Origin of the sequence: Falsiroseomonas bella (genome assembly GCF_003173615.1) — a bacterium.
GTDB classification, from domain to species: domain Bacteria; phylum Pseudomonadota; class Alphaproteobacteria; order Acetobacterales; family Acetobacteraceae; genus Falsiroseomonas; species Falsiroseomonas bella.
This window is the reverse complement of record NZ_QGNA01000001.1, coordinates 472,865-487,702: the sequence shown is the minus strand read 5'-3', so window position 1 is coordinate 487,702 and position 14,838 is coordinate 472,865. Positions and strand designations below refer to the sequence as shown.

16 protein-coding genes and 1 tRNA gene are annotated in these 14,838 nt (G+C 72.4%); 5 read left to right on the top strand and 12 right to left on the bottom strand.

Going from position 1 to position 14,838, the window contains the following annotated elements:
• Window positions 1–8: 8 nt before the first annotated feature.
• Together DFH01_RS02195 and cobB are read right to left on the bottom strand one after the other, a co-directional pair.
• Window positions 9–749: a trypsin-like serine peptidase gene (locus tag DFH01_RS02195; RefSeq protein WP_109868755.1), complete on the bottom strand. Its 741-nt coding sequence runs from the start codon at window positions 747–749 to the stop codon at window positions 9–11.
• Window positions 743–1,450: a Sir2 family NAD+-dependent deacetylase gene (cobB, locus tag DFH01_RS02190; RefSeq protein ID WP_109868754.1), complete on the bottom strand. Its 708-nt coding sequence runs from the start codon at window positions 1,448–1,450 to the stop codon at window positions 743–745. Before cobB ends, DFH01_RS02195 begins: the two co-directional genes overlap by 7 nt.
• Window positions 1,451–1,572: 122 nt before the next feature.
• Here cobB and DFH01_RS02185 point away from each other — a divergent pair, with 122 nt between their 5' ends.
• On the top strand, window positions 1,573–2,961 hold the full coding sequence (locus DFH01_RS02185; RefSeq protein ID WP_109868753.1) for a calcium-binding protein: 1,389 nt from the start codon (window positions 1,573–1,575) through the stop codon (window positions 2,959–2,961).
• On the opposite strand, the gene DFH01_RS02180 is transcribed toward DFH01_RS02185, so the two are convergent.
• From DFH01_RS02180 to DFH01_RS02160, 5 genes are read right to left on the bottom strand one after another with little or no spacing between them, the layout of a single operon-like run.
• On the bottom strand, window positions 2,951–4,087 hold the full coding sequence (locus DFH01_RS02180; RefSeq protein WP_109868752.1) for an MFS transporter: 1,137 nt from the start codon (window positions 4,085–4,087) through the stop codon (window positions 2,951–2,953). The two genes, DFH01_RS02185 and DFH01_RS02180, sit on opposite strands and share 11 nt — an antisense overlap.
• 31 nt (window positions 4,088–4,118) lie before the next feature.
• On the bottom strand, window positions 4,119–4,616 hold the full coding sequence (locus DFH01_RS02175; RefSeq protein WP_109868751.1) for a copper chaperone PCu(A)C: 498 nt from the start codon (window positions 4,614–4,616) through the stop codon (window positions 4,119–4,121).
• 40 nt (window positions 4,617–4,656) lie between these two features.
• On the bottom strand, window positions 4,657–5,031 hold the full coding sequence (locus DFH01_RS02170) for a DUF2946 family protein (protein ID WP_109868750.1): 375 nt from the start codon (window positions 5,029–5,031) through the stop codon (window positions 4,657–4,659).
• A gap of 33 nt (window positions 5,032–5,064) precedes the next feature.
• Window positions 5,065–5,601 (bottom strand): RNA 2',3'-cyclic phosphodiesterase, encoded by a 537-nt coding sequence (thpR, locus tag DFH01_RS02165; protein ID WP_199231108.1) that lies wholly within the window; start codon window positions 5,599–5,601, stop codon window positions 5,065–5,067.
• Window positions 5,602–5,629: 28 nt separating this feature from the next.
• Entirely contained in the window at window positions 5,630–6,187 is a 558-nt protein-coding gene (locus tag DFH01_RS02160; RefSeq protein ID WP_332903259.1) for an arylesterase, read from the bottom strand.
• A 136-nt stretch (window positions 6,188–6,323) separates the two neighbouring features.
• Here DFH01_RS02160 and DFH01_RS02155 point away from each other — a divergent pair, with 136 nt between their 5' ends.
• The 4 genes from DFH01_RS02155 to DFH01_RS02140 all read left to right on the top strand — a co-directional run bounded on the left by DFH01_RS02155 (window position 6,324) and on the right by DFH01_RS02140 (window position 11,031).
• Window positions 6,324–7,034, top strand: coding sequence for an ABC transporter ATP-binding protein (locus DFH01_RS02155; RefSeq protein WP_442899681.1), 711 nt, complete (start codon window positions 6,324–6,326; stop codon window positions 7,032–7,034).
• Window positions 7,031–9,553 carry an ABC transporter permease gene (locus DFH01_RS02150; protein ID WP_109868747.1) on the top strand — a complete coding sequence of 841 codons (2,523 nt, stop codon included), beginning with the start codon at window positions 7,031–7,033 and terminating at the stop codon, window positions 9,551–9,553. The genes DFH01_RS02155 and DFH01_RS02150 overlap by 4 nt, the downstream gene beginning before the upstream one ends.
• A gap of 20 nt (window positions 9,554–9,573) precedes the next feature.
• Window positions 9,574–10,077 carry a nucleoside deaminase gene (locus tag DFH01_RS02145; RefSeq protein ID WP_109868746.1) on the top strand — a complete coding sequence of 168 codons (504 nt, stop codon included), beginning with the start codon at window positions 9,574–9,576 and terminating at the stop codon, window positions 10,075–10,077.
• A 150-nt stretch (window positions 10,078–10,227) separates the two neighbouring features.
• A complete protein-coding gene (locus tag DFH01_RS02140; RefSeq protein WP_109868745.1) occupies window positions 10,228–11,031 on the top strand; it encodes a Bax inhibitor-1/YccA family protein in 804 nt (267 codons plus the stop codon).
• A 209-nt stretch (window positions 11,032–11,240) separates the two neighbouring features.
• On the opposite strand, the gene cysD is transcribed toward DFH01_RS02140, so the two are convergent.
• The 5 genes from cysD to DFH01_RS02115 form a co-directional block, all read right to left on the bottom strand.
• Window positions 11,241–12,161, bottom strand: coding sequence for a sulfate adenylyltransferase subunit CysD (gene cysD / locus DFH01_RS02135; RefSeq protein ID WP_109868744.1), 921 nt, complete (start codon window positions 12,159–12,161; stop codon window positions 11,241–11,243).
• Between the two features lie 124 nt (window positions 12,162–12,285).
• A complete protein-coding gene (locus DFH01_RS02130) occupies window positions 12,286–12,759 on the bottom strand; it encodes a DUF2269 family protein (protein WP_109868743.1) in 474 nt (157 codons plus the stop codon).
• A 33-nt stretch (window positions 12,760–12,792) separates the two neighbouring features.
• A complete protein-coding gene (locus DFH01_RS02125; protein WP_109868742.1) occupies window positions 12,793–13,941 on the bottom strand; it encodes a uroporphyrinogen decarboxylase/cobalamine-independent methonine synthase family protein in 1,149 nt (382 codons plus the stop codon).
• 123 nt (window positions 13,942–14,064) lie between these two features.
• Window positions 14,065–14,137: transfer RNA gene (locus tag DFH01_RS02120), tRNA-Ile, on the bottom strand.
• Between the two features lie 33 nt (window positions 14,138–14,170).
• Entirely contained in the window at window positions 14,171–14,836 is a 666-nt protein-coding gene (locus DFH01_RS02115; protein WP_109868741.1) for an RraA family protein, read from the bottom strand.
• Window positions 14,837–14,838 lie beyond the last annotated feature (2 nt).

Genomic DNA, 14,838 nt, shown 5'->3' with positions numbered 1-14,838 from the left:
CGCCCATCTCACTCCACCTCGCCCACCACCGCGGCCGGGACGGCGAAGCCGAGCGCCATGTCGGCGCTCACGGCCGCCGCCACGCCCGCCACGCCCCAGCCGCCGCCCGGCAGCTGGACCAGCAGCGGCGCGCCGCTCGATCCGCGCGTGCCGGCGCAGTCATGCACCAGCGTCGGCAGGCCGCCGCGCGGCCGGTTGAGGCCGAGGATGCGGCACTGGGAATCCGCCAGCAGCACCTCCGGCCGGTCCTGCTGGTAGCCGGCGAGCATCGCGGGCGTGCGCGGCGCCGGCACCTGGCGCAGCAGCGGCAGCGGCCGATGCGGCGGGCCGAGGCGCCGGTCCAGCGTCAGCAGCGCCCAGTCGGCGCCCGCCTCCCCCCGCTGCGGGTCATAGCCGTCCCCGATGACGAAGCTGGCGACGCGCGCCTGCGCCGTCCATTCGCCGCGCTCATAGCCCAGCAGGAAATGCACCGAGCGCGGCTGCACCGGGCGGTTGGTGCGGGGTGCGATCAGGCAATGCGCCGCCGTCAGCACCCGGTCCGGCGCCACCAGCGCGCCGGTGCAGCGCCCGCCGAGCTCGGTCTGCACCCGGCCGAGGGATTCGAAGGGCTGCAGGCGACGGTTCACCGGCCGCCGCGGGTCGTCGGGGCCGACGCCCGGCATGAGCAGCCCGGGCGGCGGACGCCTTGTATCCTGCGCCGCCGCGGGCAGCGCGAGCAGCAGAACGGCCAGCGCGGCGCGGATCAGCATCTGGCGAGCAGCTCCGCCACGAAGCGCGGCACGATCTCGGTCGCCTTGCCGTGTCGCGCCTCGTCGAAGTCGCCGCGCACCGCCGAGGCTTCGAGGTTCAGCTCCACCGTGCGGGCGCGGCCGCGCACCTCGGCGACGAAGCCCGCGGCGGGATAGACCTGCCCGCTGGTGCCGATCGCGACAAACAGGCCGCAGCGGTCCAGCGCGGCGCCGATCTCCTCCATGTGCAGCGGCATCTCGCCGAACCAGACGACATGCGGCCGCATGCCGCCCGCCTTGCCGCAGGCGGGGCAGGGCGTGGCGGTGGAGAGGTCCGCCTCCCAGGGCGAGACGGCGCCGCAATGGCGGCAGCGCGCCTTCATCAGCTCGCCATGCATGTGCAGCAGCCGGCGGGAGCCGGCACGGTCGTGCAGGGAATCCACGTTCTGCGTGACCAGCAGGAAGTCCCCGGGCCAGCGTGCCTCCAGCTCGGCCAGGGCGTGATGGGCGGCGTTCGGCAGGATGGCGGGATCGCGCAGCTGGGCGCGGCGCGCGTTGTAGAAGGCGTGGACGCGCGCCGGGTCGCGCGCGAAGGCCTCCGGCGTCGCGACATCCTCGATCCGCACCTTGGCCCAGATGCCGTCGGCGTCGCGAAAGGTCGCCAGGCCCGATTCCCGGCTGATCCCGGCGCCGGTGAGCACCACGATGGAGGGGGCTGCCATGCCGCCAGGATAGCGCCTCCCGCGCGGGGTGTCCCGCCGGGAACAGGTGGCGCCCGGCCCCGTGCGGCAGTGTCCCCCCATCGCCGCGCACCGAAGCGGCCAGGCAAGAAGGGACCTCCGCCATGAGCATCTTCCGCTACGACGGCGACGACCGCGCCGACGACTTCACCGGCTGGCGCGCCACCGGCCTGTTCGGGGAGACCTTCTTCCTCAACGGCGGCAACAACCGCGCCCGCGGCTTCGAGGGCGACGACCTGATCTTCGTCGGCGACGGCAACGACACGCTCTGGGGCGATGCCGGCAACGACTACCTGCATGGCGGCGGCGGCAACGACCTGCTGAAGGGCGGGGCCGACAACGACACGCTGTTCGGCCACCAGGGCAACGACACCCTCGAAGGCGGCGACGGCAACGACCAGCTCGAGGGCTTCGAAGACAATGACCGCCTGCTGGGCGGCGCCGGGCGCGACACGATGAACGGCGGCGACGGCGACGACTGGATGGATGGAGGCACCGGCAACGACGTGCTGCGCGGCGGCGCGGGCCTCGACACGATGTATGGCGGCGACGGCAACGACACGATGTCGGGCTATGACGGCGCGGACCTGATGGTGGGCGGCGCCGGCGCCGACAGCCTGATGGGCGAGTTCGGCAGCGACACGATCAGTGGCGGCAGCGGCAACGACACGATCAATGGCGGCGACAACGGCGACGTTCTGCAGGGCAACGAGGGGTCCGACCACATCCTCGGCGGCAATGGCGACGACCTGATCCAGGGCGACGTGCTCGGTGCGGCCGATGCGGGCAACGACAAGCTGTTCGGCGGCGCGGGGCGCGACACGCTGCGCGGCCATGCCGGCGCCGACACGCTGGACGGCGGCAGCGAGGATGACCTGCTGGAAGGCGGCGACGGCAACGACGTGCTGGACGGCTTCAGCGGCAACGACCAGCTGCATGGCGGCTACGGCAACGACAAGCTCTCCGGTGGCGCCGGCAACGACCATCTCTCCGGCAGCTTCGACAACGACACGCTGGATGGCGGCCATAACAACGACAGCCTCTCGGGCGATGGCGGGAACGACCTGCTGATCGGCGGCTACGGCGCCGATTCCCTCTCCGGCGGGTTCGGGGATGACACCCTGCAGGGCGATGCCGGGCGGGACGTGATGCGCGGCGGCGAGGGCGCGGACATCTTCGTCTGGAGCCGCATCGGCGACATCGTGCAGACCCACAGCGCTGTCGGCGCCAACCGCGACGTGGTGGAGGATTTCACCCGCGGCGACCGGCTGGACGTCTCGGCCATCGATGCGCGGACCGCGACGCTCGAGGACGACGCCTTCACCTTCATCGGCACCGACGCCTTCGCAACCGGCAAGGGCGGGCAGGCGCGCTACACCGTGCAGGACGGCAAGGCGATCGTGCAGTTCGACGTGAACGGCGACGCGGCGGCCGACATGGAGATCGCGCTGACCGGCGTGACGAGCCTCGCCGCCACGGACTTCATCCTGTAGCCGAAGCGGCACGGGGCTCCGGCAGGCGCAGCACCAGCCAGGCCAGCAGCACCGAGAGCCCCACCAGGAGCCAGGGCACCGCCGCCGCGCCGAAGGCGTCGGCGGCGAGCCCCATCAGCCCCGGCAGCACCGCCACCCCGGCCATCGCCGCCGCCACCTGCAGCCCGAAGGCATGGGTGGCGAGCGGCCCGAGCCGCGCGGGCGTCCGCGCCATCACGGTCGGATAGACCGGCGCCAGCAGGGTGGCGAGCAGCACCAGCGCCAGCAGGTCGGCCCCGCCGAAGGCCAGCAGCAGCGCTGCCACTGCGGTCGGCGGCACCGCGAGGCGCAGCAGCCGGTCGGGACCGATCCGGTCCACCACGAAGCCCATCCCGATGCGCGCGCCGGCCAGCGCGGCGAAGAACAGCGTGGCGGCGGCCGCGCCCTCGGCCGGGGTTGCGCCGCGCGCGGTGAGGATCGTCGCCGCCCATTGGCCGGCGCCGGCCTCCAACCCGGTGTAGACAAAGAACACCGCCATCTGCAGCCGCGCGACCGGGGAGCGCAGCGCGGCAATGGTGCCGTGGCGCGGCGGGGCCTCGGGCGGCGGCGTGTCGTCCCAGCGCCGGCGGGTCAGCACGAAGCCGCCGGCCAGCGCGGCGAGCAGCGCGCCGGCGGTCGCATACACCGCCTGCCACCCCGCGCCCGCCGCCAGCAGTGCCGCGGCGGCGGCAGGGCCGAGCGTGGCGCCGATCCCCCAGCAGGCATGCAGCCAGTTCAGGTGGCGCGGCGCGAGATGCCGCGCCGACCAGGCGTTCAGCGCCGCATCCACCGCGCCACCGCCCGCCCCGGCCAGCACCGCCAGCGTGACGAACAGGCCGAAGGGCGGCGCCAGCGCCTGGCCGAAGGCGGCGAGGGCGGTGGCGCCGACGCTCGCCGCCAGCACGCCGCCGATGCCGAGTGCCGCGATGATCCGCCCGGCCAGCAGCCCGGCCAGTATGTAGCCGACCGAAAGCCCTGCCAGCAGCAGGCCGAGCCCGGCATTCGGCAGGCCATAGGCCGGCGCGACCTCGGGCCACAGCGCGCCGGGCAGCGGATCGGGCAGGCCGAGCCCGATGAAGGCGAGATAAGCGAGGGCGAGGAGGGGCACGCGGCCCTCTACACCCCGCCCTCGCTGCGCGTCAGTGGCCGTGGCCTTGCGCGGCGGGTCCGCGGGCGCCGGCGCTTTCGACCTTGAGCTCGATGGCGATCTCGCCGGCGCGCTCGAAGACCAAAGTCACCGGCACGCTGCTTCCCTGCTCCAGCGCTGCGTTGAGGCCGATCAGCATCAGGTGCAGCCCGCCGGGCTGGAGCGTGACGGTGCCGCCGGCCGGCACCTCGATCGCCGGCACCGGGCGCATGCGCATCACGTCGCCTTCGCGGACATGCGTGTGCAACTCGACCACGCGCGCGATGCCAGCGCGGGCCGCGACCAGGCGGTCGGGGGTCGTACCGGCGTTGCGGATGGTCATGAAGCCGGCGCCTGTGCCGCCGGCCCGCATGGCGCGGGTCCAGGGGGCGGTGACGGTGATCCCGCCCGCCGGTTGCGCCCGCGCGGCAGCGGGCAGGAGGAGGGGGGTGGCCAAAGTGAGAAGGACGCGCCGCGACAGCGGGCGCGCGCGAAGACCATCGTTCGACATGAGCTGAATTCCTGAATCCGGAGAGTTGGGACGGGTCGGATCAGGAGGTCGGCGGCGCCCTCGGCTGGCAGGACCGCGGCGGCGTCGGGAATTGCGGCTGGGGCGGGGGCGGCGGGTCGGCGCTCTGGGCCAGCACCACGGGCGCGGCGACGCCGGGCGTGGGTGGCAGCAGCGCGAAGGCGGCCGGGCCCTGGCAGGCGGGGCAGATGCCGCCGGCATGCGCATGCTCGGCCGGCGCGTCCTCGCCGCCCGGCAGGGTCACCCGGTGCAAGCCCTCCGCGGTGCAGATCTCCACCGTGAAGCCCGGCGCCGGCGCCGCCAGGCGCAGGCAATGGCCGAGGGCCGTGCCCCACTGCAGCAGCAGCAGGACGACCAGCAGGCGCGTCAGGGCGGGGCGGAAGCGCACGGCAGCCACCTTACCACCGTGGGGCGCGGCCGCGAAAGCGGATCACGCGAGCTCGTACTCCACCTCCGGAACATAATGCGCGGCTTCCTTCCCGAGCCGGGAGGAGAACAGGGTGAAGTGCTCGATCGGCACCGGCGGCGGGCGGAACAGCGCATGCGCCTGCAGGAAGGAGACGAGCTTGTGCGTCTCCGCCTTCTCAGTGCGGGCCAGGGTGACATGCGGGGCGAAGCGGCGCCGCTCCGGCTCCAGGCCCACACGCTGCAGCGCGGTCTCCACCTTGCCCTGCAGACGGCCCAGCGCCTCCGACCGCTCCGCCGGGACATGCAGGGACATGATCCGCCCGGCCTTCTCGAAGGTGCCGATCCCGGCCAGCGCCAGGTCGAAGCGTGGCGAGCGGATGCCGGCCAGCGCCGCGTCCACCTCCTCGGCGCGCCAGGGCTCGATCTCGCCGATGAAGCGGAGCGTCAGGTGGTAGTTCTCGGGCGGGACCCATTTCGCCCCGGGGATGCCGCCCGCCAGCGCGCCGAGCTGCGTCTTGACCAGGGCGGGCAGGGCGAGGGCGACGAAGAGGCGCAGCATGGGGAGCCCTCCGCGAATCCGAACCCGTTTAGCCTGCGGCGGGAATCGCGACGCGGTCCAGAAGGGTTTTGATGAAAGGCAGCATCCGGCGGGCGATCAGGTCGGCCCCCTCCGCCGTCGGGTGGATGCGGTCCGCCTGGTTGAGCGCCGGGTTCCCGGCCACGCCGTCCAGCAGGAAGGGATAGAACACGACGTTCGGCCTCTCCCGCGCCAGCGTCTCGAAAACCGCGGAAAATTCCTCCCCGTAGTCGCGGCCGAGATTGGGGGGCGCGACCATGCCGGCCAGCAGCACCGGGATGTTGCGCTGGCCGAGGCGGTCCAGGATGTCCTCGAGATTGGCCTTCATCTGCGCCGGGGTCAGCCCGCGCAACCCGTCATTGCCCCCCAGCGCCACGATCACCGCATGCGGGCGGTCGGCCAGCGCCCAGGCCAGGCGCGCCCGGCCCCCCGCCGTGGTGTCGCCCGAGACGCCGGCATCGATCACCCGGACATTCCGCCCCTTCTCCCGCAGAAGCGCCTGGATCCGGGCCGGCGGCCCCTCGGAGCGCGCCAAGCCGAAGCCGGCCGTGATGGAATCCCCCAGCATCAGCAGGCGGATCTCCCCTCCGCCAGCCCCCTGCGCCGCGGCGCCGTGACTCGCCGCCAGCAACATTGCGATACCGGCGCATGCCTTTCGCAGCACCGCCCGGCGCCCATATCGGGGGGAAATGCCGGAGAGACCCGTGATCGACCAGCCAGCGTCCCTCATCCAGGCCAGCGGCCTCGTCTTCACCGCCCAGGCCGTTTCCGGCCCGGTGCAGGTGCTGCGGGGGGTGGATCTGTCCGTGGCCGCCGGGGAGGCGGTGGGGATCGTCGGACCCTCGGGTTCGGGCAAGACCTCGCTCCTGATGCTGCTGGCCGGGCTGGAGCGGCCGACGGCCGGCCGCCTCTCCGTGGCGGGCCGGGACCTCGCCGGGCTGGACGAGGATGCGCTGGCCCGGTTCCGCCGCGATGAGATTGGGATTGTCTTCCAGGCCTTCCACCTCGTGCCGACCATGACGGCCCTGGAGAATGTCGCGATCCCCCTGGAATTCGCCGGGCGGCGCGACGCCTTCGACCGCGCCGCGGCAGCGTTGAAGGAGGTCGGGCTCGGCCACCGGCTGGAGCATTATCCCGGCCAGCTCTCGGGCGGCGAGCAGCAGCGCGTGGCGCTGGCCCGCGCCGTGGTGGCGGAGCCGCGGCTGATCCTGGCCGACGAGCCGACCGGCAACCTCGACCGCGCGACGGGCGTCGTGGTGATGGACCTGCTGTTCGGCCTGCGCGCCCGGCTCGGCACCACGCTGCTGCTGATCACCCACGACCCGGCGCTGGCCGAGCGTTGTGGTCGCCAGGTGCGGATCGAGGATGGGCGGATCGTCAGCGACACCCAGGCGCTGCGGCTCGCCGCCGAATGACCACGCATATCCTGCAGGGCTGGCGGCTCGCCCGCCGCGAGCTGCGCGGCGGGCTGAAGTCGCTGCGCATCGTGCTCGCCTGCCTCGCCCTCGGCGTGGCGGCCATCGCCGCGGTCGGCACGCTGCGCGCCGCGACCGAGGCCGGGCTGCGGGCCGACGGCGCCAGGCTGCTCGGCGGCGACCTCGAGGTGGAGACCAACCAGCGCGCGCTCTCCCAGGCCGCGAAGGACTGGGCGACGGCGCGCGGCGCCGTCGTCTCCGAAGTGATCGAGATGCGCGCCATGGCCATCGCCCCCTCGGGCGAGCGGTCGCTGGTGGAGCTGAAGGCGGTGGATGCCCTCTATCCGCTTTATGGCGAACTGGTGCTGGCGCCCGCCGACGCCACCCTCGCCCCGCGCCAGGGCCGGCACGGCGTGGCGCTGGAAGGTTCGGTGGCCGAGCGCCTCGGGCTGCGGCCCGGCGATCCGGTCCGGATCGGGGAGGCGACCTTCCGCTTCGTCGGCATCGTCGCGACGGAGCCCGACCGCATCGCGAGCCCCGCGGTGCTCGGCCCGCGCGCCCTGGCGCTGGCCTCCGCCATCCCCGAGACCGGGCTGATCCAGCCGGGCTCGCTCTTCGACTACGACACCCGCGTGCGGCTGCCCGCCGGGGTGGACGCGCGCCGCTTCGCGGAGGAATGGCAGGCGGCGCATGGCGATGGCGGCTGGCGGGTGCGTTTCGCCGGCGAGGCCGAGCCGCGCGTCACCCGCTTCCTGGACCGCGCCGCCTCCTTCCTCACCCTCGCCGGCTTCACGGCCCTGCTGGTGGGTGGCATCGGCGTGGCGACGGGCGTGCGCGCCTGGCTGGAGGCGCGCGGGCGCACCATCGCGACGCTGCGCTGCCTGGGCGCGCCGGCCGGGACGATCCTGGCGACCTATCTGATCCAGGTGCTGGCGCTGGCGCTGCTCGGCATCGGGATCGGGCTGGTGGCGGGCTTCGGGCTGACCTGGCTGGCGGCGCAGGCGCTGGCCGGTGCGCTGCCGGTGCCGCCGCGCCTCGGCATCTATCCGTATGAACTGGCCCTCGCCGCGCTGTTCGGCCTGCTGACGGCGCTGGCCTTCGCGCTCTGGCCGCTCGGCCGGGCGCAGCGCATCCCGGGTGCGGCGCTGTTCCGCGACACGGTCACCGCCAATCCGGGCTGGCCCTCGCGCGGGCTGATCCTGGCCAATGCGGCGGCGGGGCTGGCACTGGCGGTGCTGGTGATCGCGACGGCCGAGCAGCCGCGCTTCGCCATGGGCTTCGTCGCCGGCGCGGCGGCAACGCTGCTGCTGTTCCGCCTGGGGGCGAGCGCGCTCATGCGGCTCGCGCGGTCGCTGCGGCACATCCGCCGCCCCGCCTGGCGGCTGGGCCTCGCCAACCTGCACCGCCCCGGCGCGCCGACGCCGACCATGCTGGTGGCGCTCGGCATCGGGCTGACCACGCTCGCCGCCATCGCCACCATCGAGGGCAATCTGCGCCGGCAGATCTCCGACCAGATCCCGCAGGCCGCGCCTTCCTTCTTCTTCATCGACATCCAGAACGAGCAGGCGCGGGAGTTCGACCGCCTCGCCGCGGCGCAGCCCGGCGTGGCCGAGGTGAAGCGCGCCCCGTCGCTCCGCGCCCGCGTGGTCGCGGTGGATGGCGTGCCGGCCGAGGAGATGATGGGCCGCGTGCGGGAGGATACGCGCTGGGCGATGCGTGGCGACCGCGGCCTGACCTATGCCGCGACGCCACCGGAAGGCACGCGGCTCGTCGCCGGGCAGTGGTGGCCGGCCGATTATGACGGCCCACCGCTGGTGTCCTTCGACGCCAACATCGCCGATGGCTGGGGCATCGGTCTTGGCTCCGTCATCACCGTCAACGTGCTGGGCCGCGACATCGACCTGACGATCGCCTCCCTGCGGGAGATCCAGTGGCGGGGCTTGGGCATCAACTATGTCATGGTCGCCTCGCCCGGCCTGCTGGAGGCGGCGCCGCACACGCATATCGCGACCGTGCGGAGCGCGCCGGAGGCCGAGACGGGCGTGCTGCGAGCCATCACGGACGCCTTCCCCAACGTCTCCGGCATCCGCGTGCGCGACGCGCTGGAGGCGGTGGCGGGGCTCCTCACGCGTGTCGGCGTGGCGCTGCAGGCGACCTCCTCGGTCACGCTGCTGGCGGGGATGCTGGTGCTTGCTGGCGCCGTCGCGGCCGGGCAGCGGCGGCGGGTCCGCGACGCGGTGGTGCTGAAGACCGTCGGCGCGACCCGGTCGCAGATCCGCGCTGCCTGGCTGGTGGAATTCGGCCTGCTCGGGCTGGTGGCCGGGCTGCTGGCCGCGGCGGCGGGCTCCGCCGCGTCCTGGGCGGTGGTGCGCTTCGTCATGCGCGGCGAATGGGTGTTCCTGCCGGGCACGCTGGCCGCCGTGGTGGTGGGCTGCGTGCTGCTGACGCTGGCGCTTGGCTATGTGGGCACGGCGCTGGCGCTGCGCGCCCGCCCGGCGCCGCTGTTGCGCAACGAGTAGCGGCGGGCTTCCCTGGCGGAATGGAACAGCCGATCGCCGAGGGCGACGCCGCCCAGCTCCGCCATGCCTTCGCGCTTGCCATGAAGGCGCGCGAGCGCGGCGACCGCCCCTTCGCCGCCGTGATCGTCGCGGAGGACGGCACCATCCTCGCCGAGGGCCTCTCCACCCAGGGGGCCGGCGGGGGCGGGACGCTCGCGCATTCCGAGATGAACGCCTGCCAGGCGGTGATCGCGGCGGGTCTTCCGCGCGCGCGGCTGCGCCGGGCGACGATCTATTCCTCGGGCGAGCCCTGCGCGATGTGCTCGGCGGCCATCTTCTACACCGGCGTCGGGCGGGTGGTTTACGGCCTGTCGGCCGCCGCCATCCTGCACCTGCGCAACGCCCAGCCGCACACCGCCGGCCTGTCGCTCTCCTGCCGGGCGGTGCTGGACAGCGCAGCGGAGCCGGTCGAGGTGGTCGGACCCTGCCTGGAGGCCGAGGGCGCGGTGCCGCACCAGGGCTACTGGGTGACCGGCGCCGCCTGACGGCCATGTCACCTTTGCGGGCCGGCTCCATCAAGCCGTCACGGATGCCCCAGTTGATCTGGATTACGAAAACTCCATATGATGGCGGACGCCGGGACGTGACAGCCTTTCCTGATTCCACCCTCGTCCCGCCGGGAGGATGATCTCACCATGGCTTTCGGCCCCGACAACCGCTTCCAGACGGGCGGCTCGGCCTGGACCCAGCCCTTCGGGCGGGCCTCGGCCGTGGACGCCGCCCAGCTCGATGAGGGTCTCCGGGCGTATATGCTGCGGGTCTACAACTGGATGGCCTCCGGCCTCCTGCTGACCGGCATCGTCGCCTTCCTCATCGCCAGCAACCCCGCCATTGCCAGCCTCTTCTACGAGGTGGTCCGCACCCCGCGCGGCAACGCCACGGTGCCGACGATCCTCGGCTGGGTGGCGATGTTCTCGCCCCTCGCCTTCATCCTGGTGCTGAGCTTCGGCATCAACCGGATGAGCAAGACCGGCGCGCAGGCCCTGTTCTGGGCCTTCTGCGCGGTGATGGGCGCGTCGATGTCCAACATCTTCGCGATCTACACCTCGGCCTCCATCGCCAGCACCTTCTTCATCACGGCGGCGATGTTCGGCGCGGTCAGCCTCTATGGCTACACGACGAAGGCGGACCTGACGAAGATGGGCAGCTTCATGATGATGGGCCTGATCGGCATCATCATCGCGAGCATCGTCAACATCTTCATCGGCAGCAGCGCGCTGCAGTTCGCGATCAGCGTGATCGGCGTGGTGGTCTTCGTCGGCCTCACCGCCTACGACACGCAGCGGATCAAGGCGGACTACATCGAGCACGCCTACGCCGAGGGCACGGAGCTCGCGGGCAAGCGCAGCGTCTTCGACGCGCTGGCGCTGTATCTGAACTTCGTGAACCTGTTCCAGCTGCTGCTGCAGTTCATGGGCGTGCGCCAGAACAGCGAGTGATCCTCGCGGCGCACCGCACCACGACAAGAGGCTGAACGCCCGTCACACGAACCCCGGCAGTCCCCCTGCCGGGGTTTTTTCGTACTGCTGCCGCGGTCGCGTTGCGAAGGTGTCTCGCGGCCACCGGCCGGCGGTGCCGCTGCGCTGTCAGCCGGCGCAACCTGACGCCGGCGGGGTGCCCCACTTGGCAACCCGACAGCGGCAGCCGCTCAAAAATACCCTTCGCGCTTTTTGCGTTCCATGGAGGCTTCCTGGTCGCGGTCGATCAGGCGGCCGGCGCGTTCGCTCACGCGGCTCTCGCGCAGTTCGAGGATGACCTCGTCGATGGTGGCGGCGCGGCTTTCATGGGCGGCGGTGAGTGGCCAGTCACCCATGGTGCGGAAGCGCACCCAGCACATCTCCACCTGTTCGCCTGGCAGCAGGGGCATGCGCTCGTCGTCGCGCATGATGATCATGCCGTCGCGGCGCAGGATCGGCCGTTCGGCGGCGTAGTAGAGCGGGACGATCGGGATGTCCTCCGCGGCGATGTAGTCCCACACGTCGAACTCGGTCCAGTTGGACAGCGGGAAGACGCGCATCCCTTCGCCCTGGTTGATCCGCGTGTTGTAGAGGCCCCAGAGCTCCGGCCGTTGGTTGCGGGGCTCCCAGGTGTGGCCGGCGGTGCGGTGGCTGAAGACGCGTTCCTTGGCGCGGGCCTTTTCCTCGTCGCGCCGGGCGCCGCCGATCGCGGCGTCGAACTTGTGCAGGTCCAGCGCCTGCTTCAGCGCCTCCGTGCCCATGACGTTCATGTGCACCTGGCTGCCATGCTCGATCGGGTTGATGCCGCGCGCCAGCCCGTCCGGGTTGGTGTGGACGATCAGGTTGAGGTCGAGCTCCTTCGCGCGGCGGTCGCGGAAGTCGAGCATCGCGCGGAAGTCCCAGCCGGTGGCGATGTGCAGGCAGGGGAAGGGCAGCCGCCCGGGCGCGAAGGCCTTCTGCGCCAGGTGCAGGACGACGGAGCTGTCCTTGCCGATCGAGTAGAGCAGCACCGGGTTGCGGAAGCTCGCCGCGGTCTCGCGCAGGATGCCGATGGCCTCGGCTTCCAGGCGCCGCAGATGCGGGGTCAGCCGGCTGGTGGCCGCGATTGTCATGCTTGGTGGGATCCTCGGGCGATGCGGACCGGTCGGGGCGAGATGGCACGACCGCGGGTTGAGGGAAACCCCCGCGGCCGCACGGGGCTGCCGGCCATCCGGCCGCCCCGTGCGGAGAGGGCCGCTACCAGCCACGCCGCAGCATCAGCCAGGTCGCGATCACCAGCGGCACGGTCGCGACCAGGCCCCAGGCGATCCAGCGCCGGCTCAGCCGCCGGTATTCCTCCGGCACCTGGCCGCCGCGGGCGAAGCCGCGCGCCAGGCGCGACTGCCGGATCTGGATCGGTACGAGGAGGAGCAGCCAGATCGCGCCGGCGAGCGCGAACATCACCTCGGCCCAGACGATCCAGTCGTCGCGCAGCACGTCCAGCCCGGCGATCCAGGCGGCGCCGTATCCGCCGGCGACCAGCAGCACGATGCCCCAGAAGGTGAAGAACCAGTCGGTGATCGTGACCAGGCGTTGGGCGAAGGCGATGACCACGGGGTCCCGCGTGCGGTCCGCGTAGAGCTTCCAGATCGAGGTGACCGTCACGTTGCCGAGGAGCAGCACCACTACCAGCACATGCAGCAGCTTGAACACGTCGTAGGCGAAGGGCATCGCGACATCATAAGCGCGGTCGTGTCGGCACGCTCAGCCCCACATCCGGCGCGCCGTCTCCTGGATCACTTCAATCTTCCGCCATTGCGCGCTCTCCGGCAGCAGGTTGCCGCCGATGCCGGAGGCGAAGCCGCATTGCGGGGAGAGCGCGACCCGGTCCAGGTCCACGAAGCGGCCCGCTTCCTCGAGCCGGCGCAGCAGGGACTCGACCGTCTCGACCTCGCCGCTTTTCGTCGTGACCAGGCCGAGCACGACCATAGGCCCGTCCTTCGGCAGGAAGCGCAGCGGCTCGAAGCCGCCGGCGCGGGCGGTGTCGTATTCCAGCAGCAGCCGGTCGAAGCGCAGCCCGCCCAGCACGGCCTCCGCGATCGCGTCGTAGGTGCCCTCGCGGTGCCACATGCTGGCGCGGTTGCCGCGGCAGATGTGCAGGCCCGTCACGACGCGTCCGGCAAGGCCCGCGATCACCGCGTTGTCCGCCTCCACCGCGCGGCGCAGGTTGCGCAGCGGATCCTCGCCGCGTTCCGTCATGCGCGCGAGCGTCGCGGGGTCCACATAGCCGGTGTAGCTGGGCTCATCGAGCTGCAGGTAGGAACAGCCGGCAGCGACCAGCTCCTCCGCCATGCGGCGCTGGATGGCGACGACATCGGCAAGGAAGTCGTCGCCGTCGGCGTAGTGCGGCGCGGAGCCGGCGACGTCGCACATCTGGCAGACGCGGTCGGGGCCCATCAGCGTGACTTTCGCCGGCAGGTCCGGCGCGATGTCGCGCAGGTAGCGCAGCTCCTTCAGCGGAAAACTGTCGGCCAGGCGCAGGCGGGCGGTTGCCGGCGTGCGGGCGGAAACGACGGTGTCGAGGCCTCGGGCGTTCGGCTGCTCGCCTTCCGCCATGTTGGACGGCGCCTTGAGGAAGGCTTCCCAGGTGCCGGGCCAGAGATCCCAGCCCTCGACCGCGGAGAAGGAGACCTGCCAGTTCAGGCGGCGATACTCGCCGTCCGTCACGAAGGGCAGGCCGAGGGCGCGCTGCTTCGCGACGAGCTCGGCGATGGCGCGGTCCTGCGCCGCTTCCAGCTCCGACAAGGGCAGCTTGCCGCGGGCATGGGCGAGGAAGGCGGATTTCAGCCATTCGGGGCGGAGGAAGGAGCCGACCTGGTCCACGCGGGAACGGCGGAGGCTGGCGATGTCCATGGGGCGGAATCCTAAGGTGCGCCGCTGCGCGGCGCGACTCTCATCCCTCCGGGGGATTTCCCCCTCACGGACGCTGCGCGTCCTATTCTTCGGTCCCATGCGGGACCGAAGAAGCGGGGGAAATGGGCCCGGAGGGACTCGAACCCCCAACCAAGCCGTTATGAGCGGCCCGCTCTGACCATTGAGCTACAGGCCCGGAGAAGCCCACTAGAACCCCGGAACCGGCGCCTCATGCAAGCCCGGCCAGCACCTTCGCCGTCGCGCCGCTGATCTCGCCCAGCTTCTCGCCGGCGGCGCAGCGGGCCTGGGTGCCGAGGCCGCGCTCCTGCCGGGCGATCGCCTGGCGCGCCTCGGCCTCGGCCTCGCCCGGCGGCAGCACCAGCACGCCGGATTCGTCGCAGAGCACGGCATCGCCTGGCATCACCACGACGCCGCCGATCGAAACCGGCACGTTCATCCGCCCGCCCAGGTCGTAGATGCGCGTGGTGATCGGCGCGAGGCCGCGGCACCACAAGGGGAAGGCGGACGCCTCCACCTCCTCGATGTCGGTGCAGGCGCCGTCCACCACGCCGGCCTTGCAGCCCGCCGCCTTCGCCGCGACGGTGACGCCGCCGCCCCAGCAGGCATGGCGATCGTCGCCGAGCCGGTCCACCAGCAGGATGTCGCCCGGCCGCAGCAGGCCGAGCGCATGGTGCAGCAGCGTCGAATCCGGTCCCGGCACCTGCAGCGTCACCGCCGTGCCGGCCACGCGCTTGCGCAGCAGGCCCTGGATGCGCCGGTCGCAGAAGCCCCAGTGGCGCCAATGGCCCACCGTCGCCGTCTCGGTCTTTTCCAGCAATTCGATGACCTCGGCGCTGATCGGCGCCGGCATCTTCTCGACAACGTATTTCGGCATCC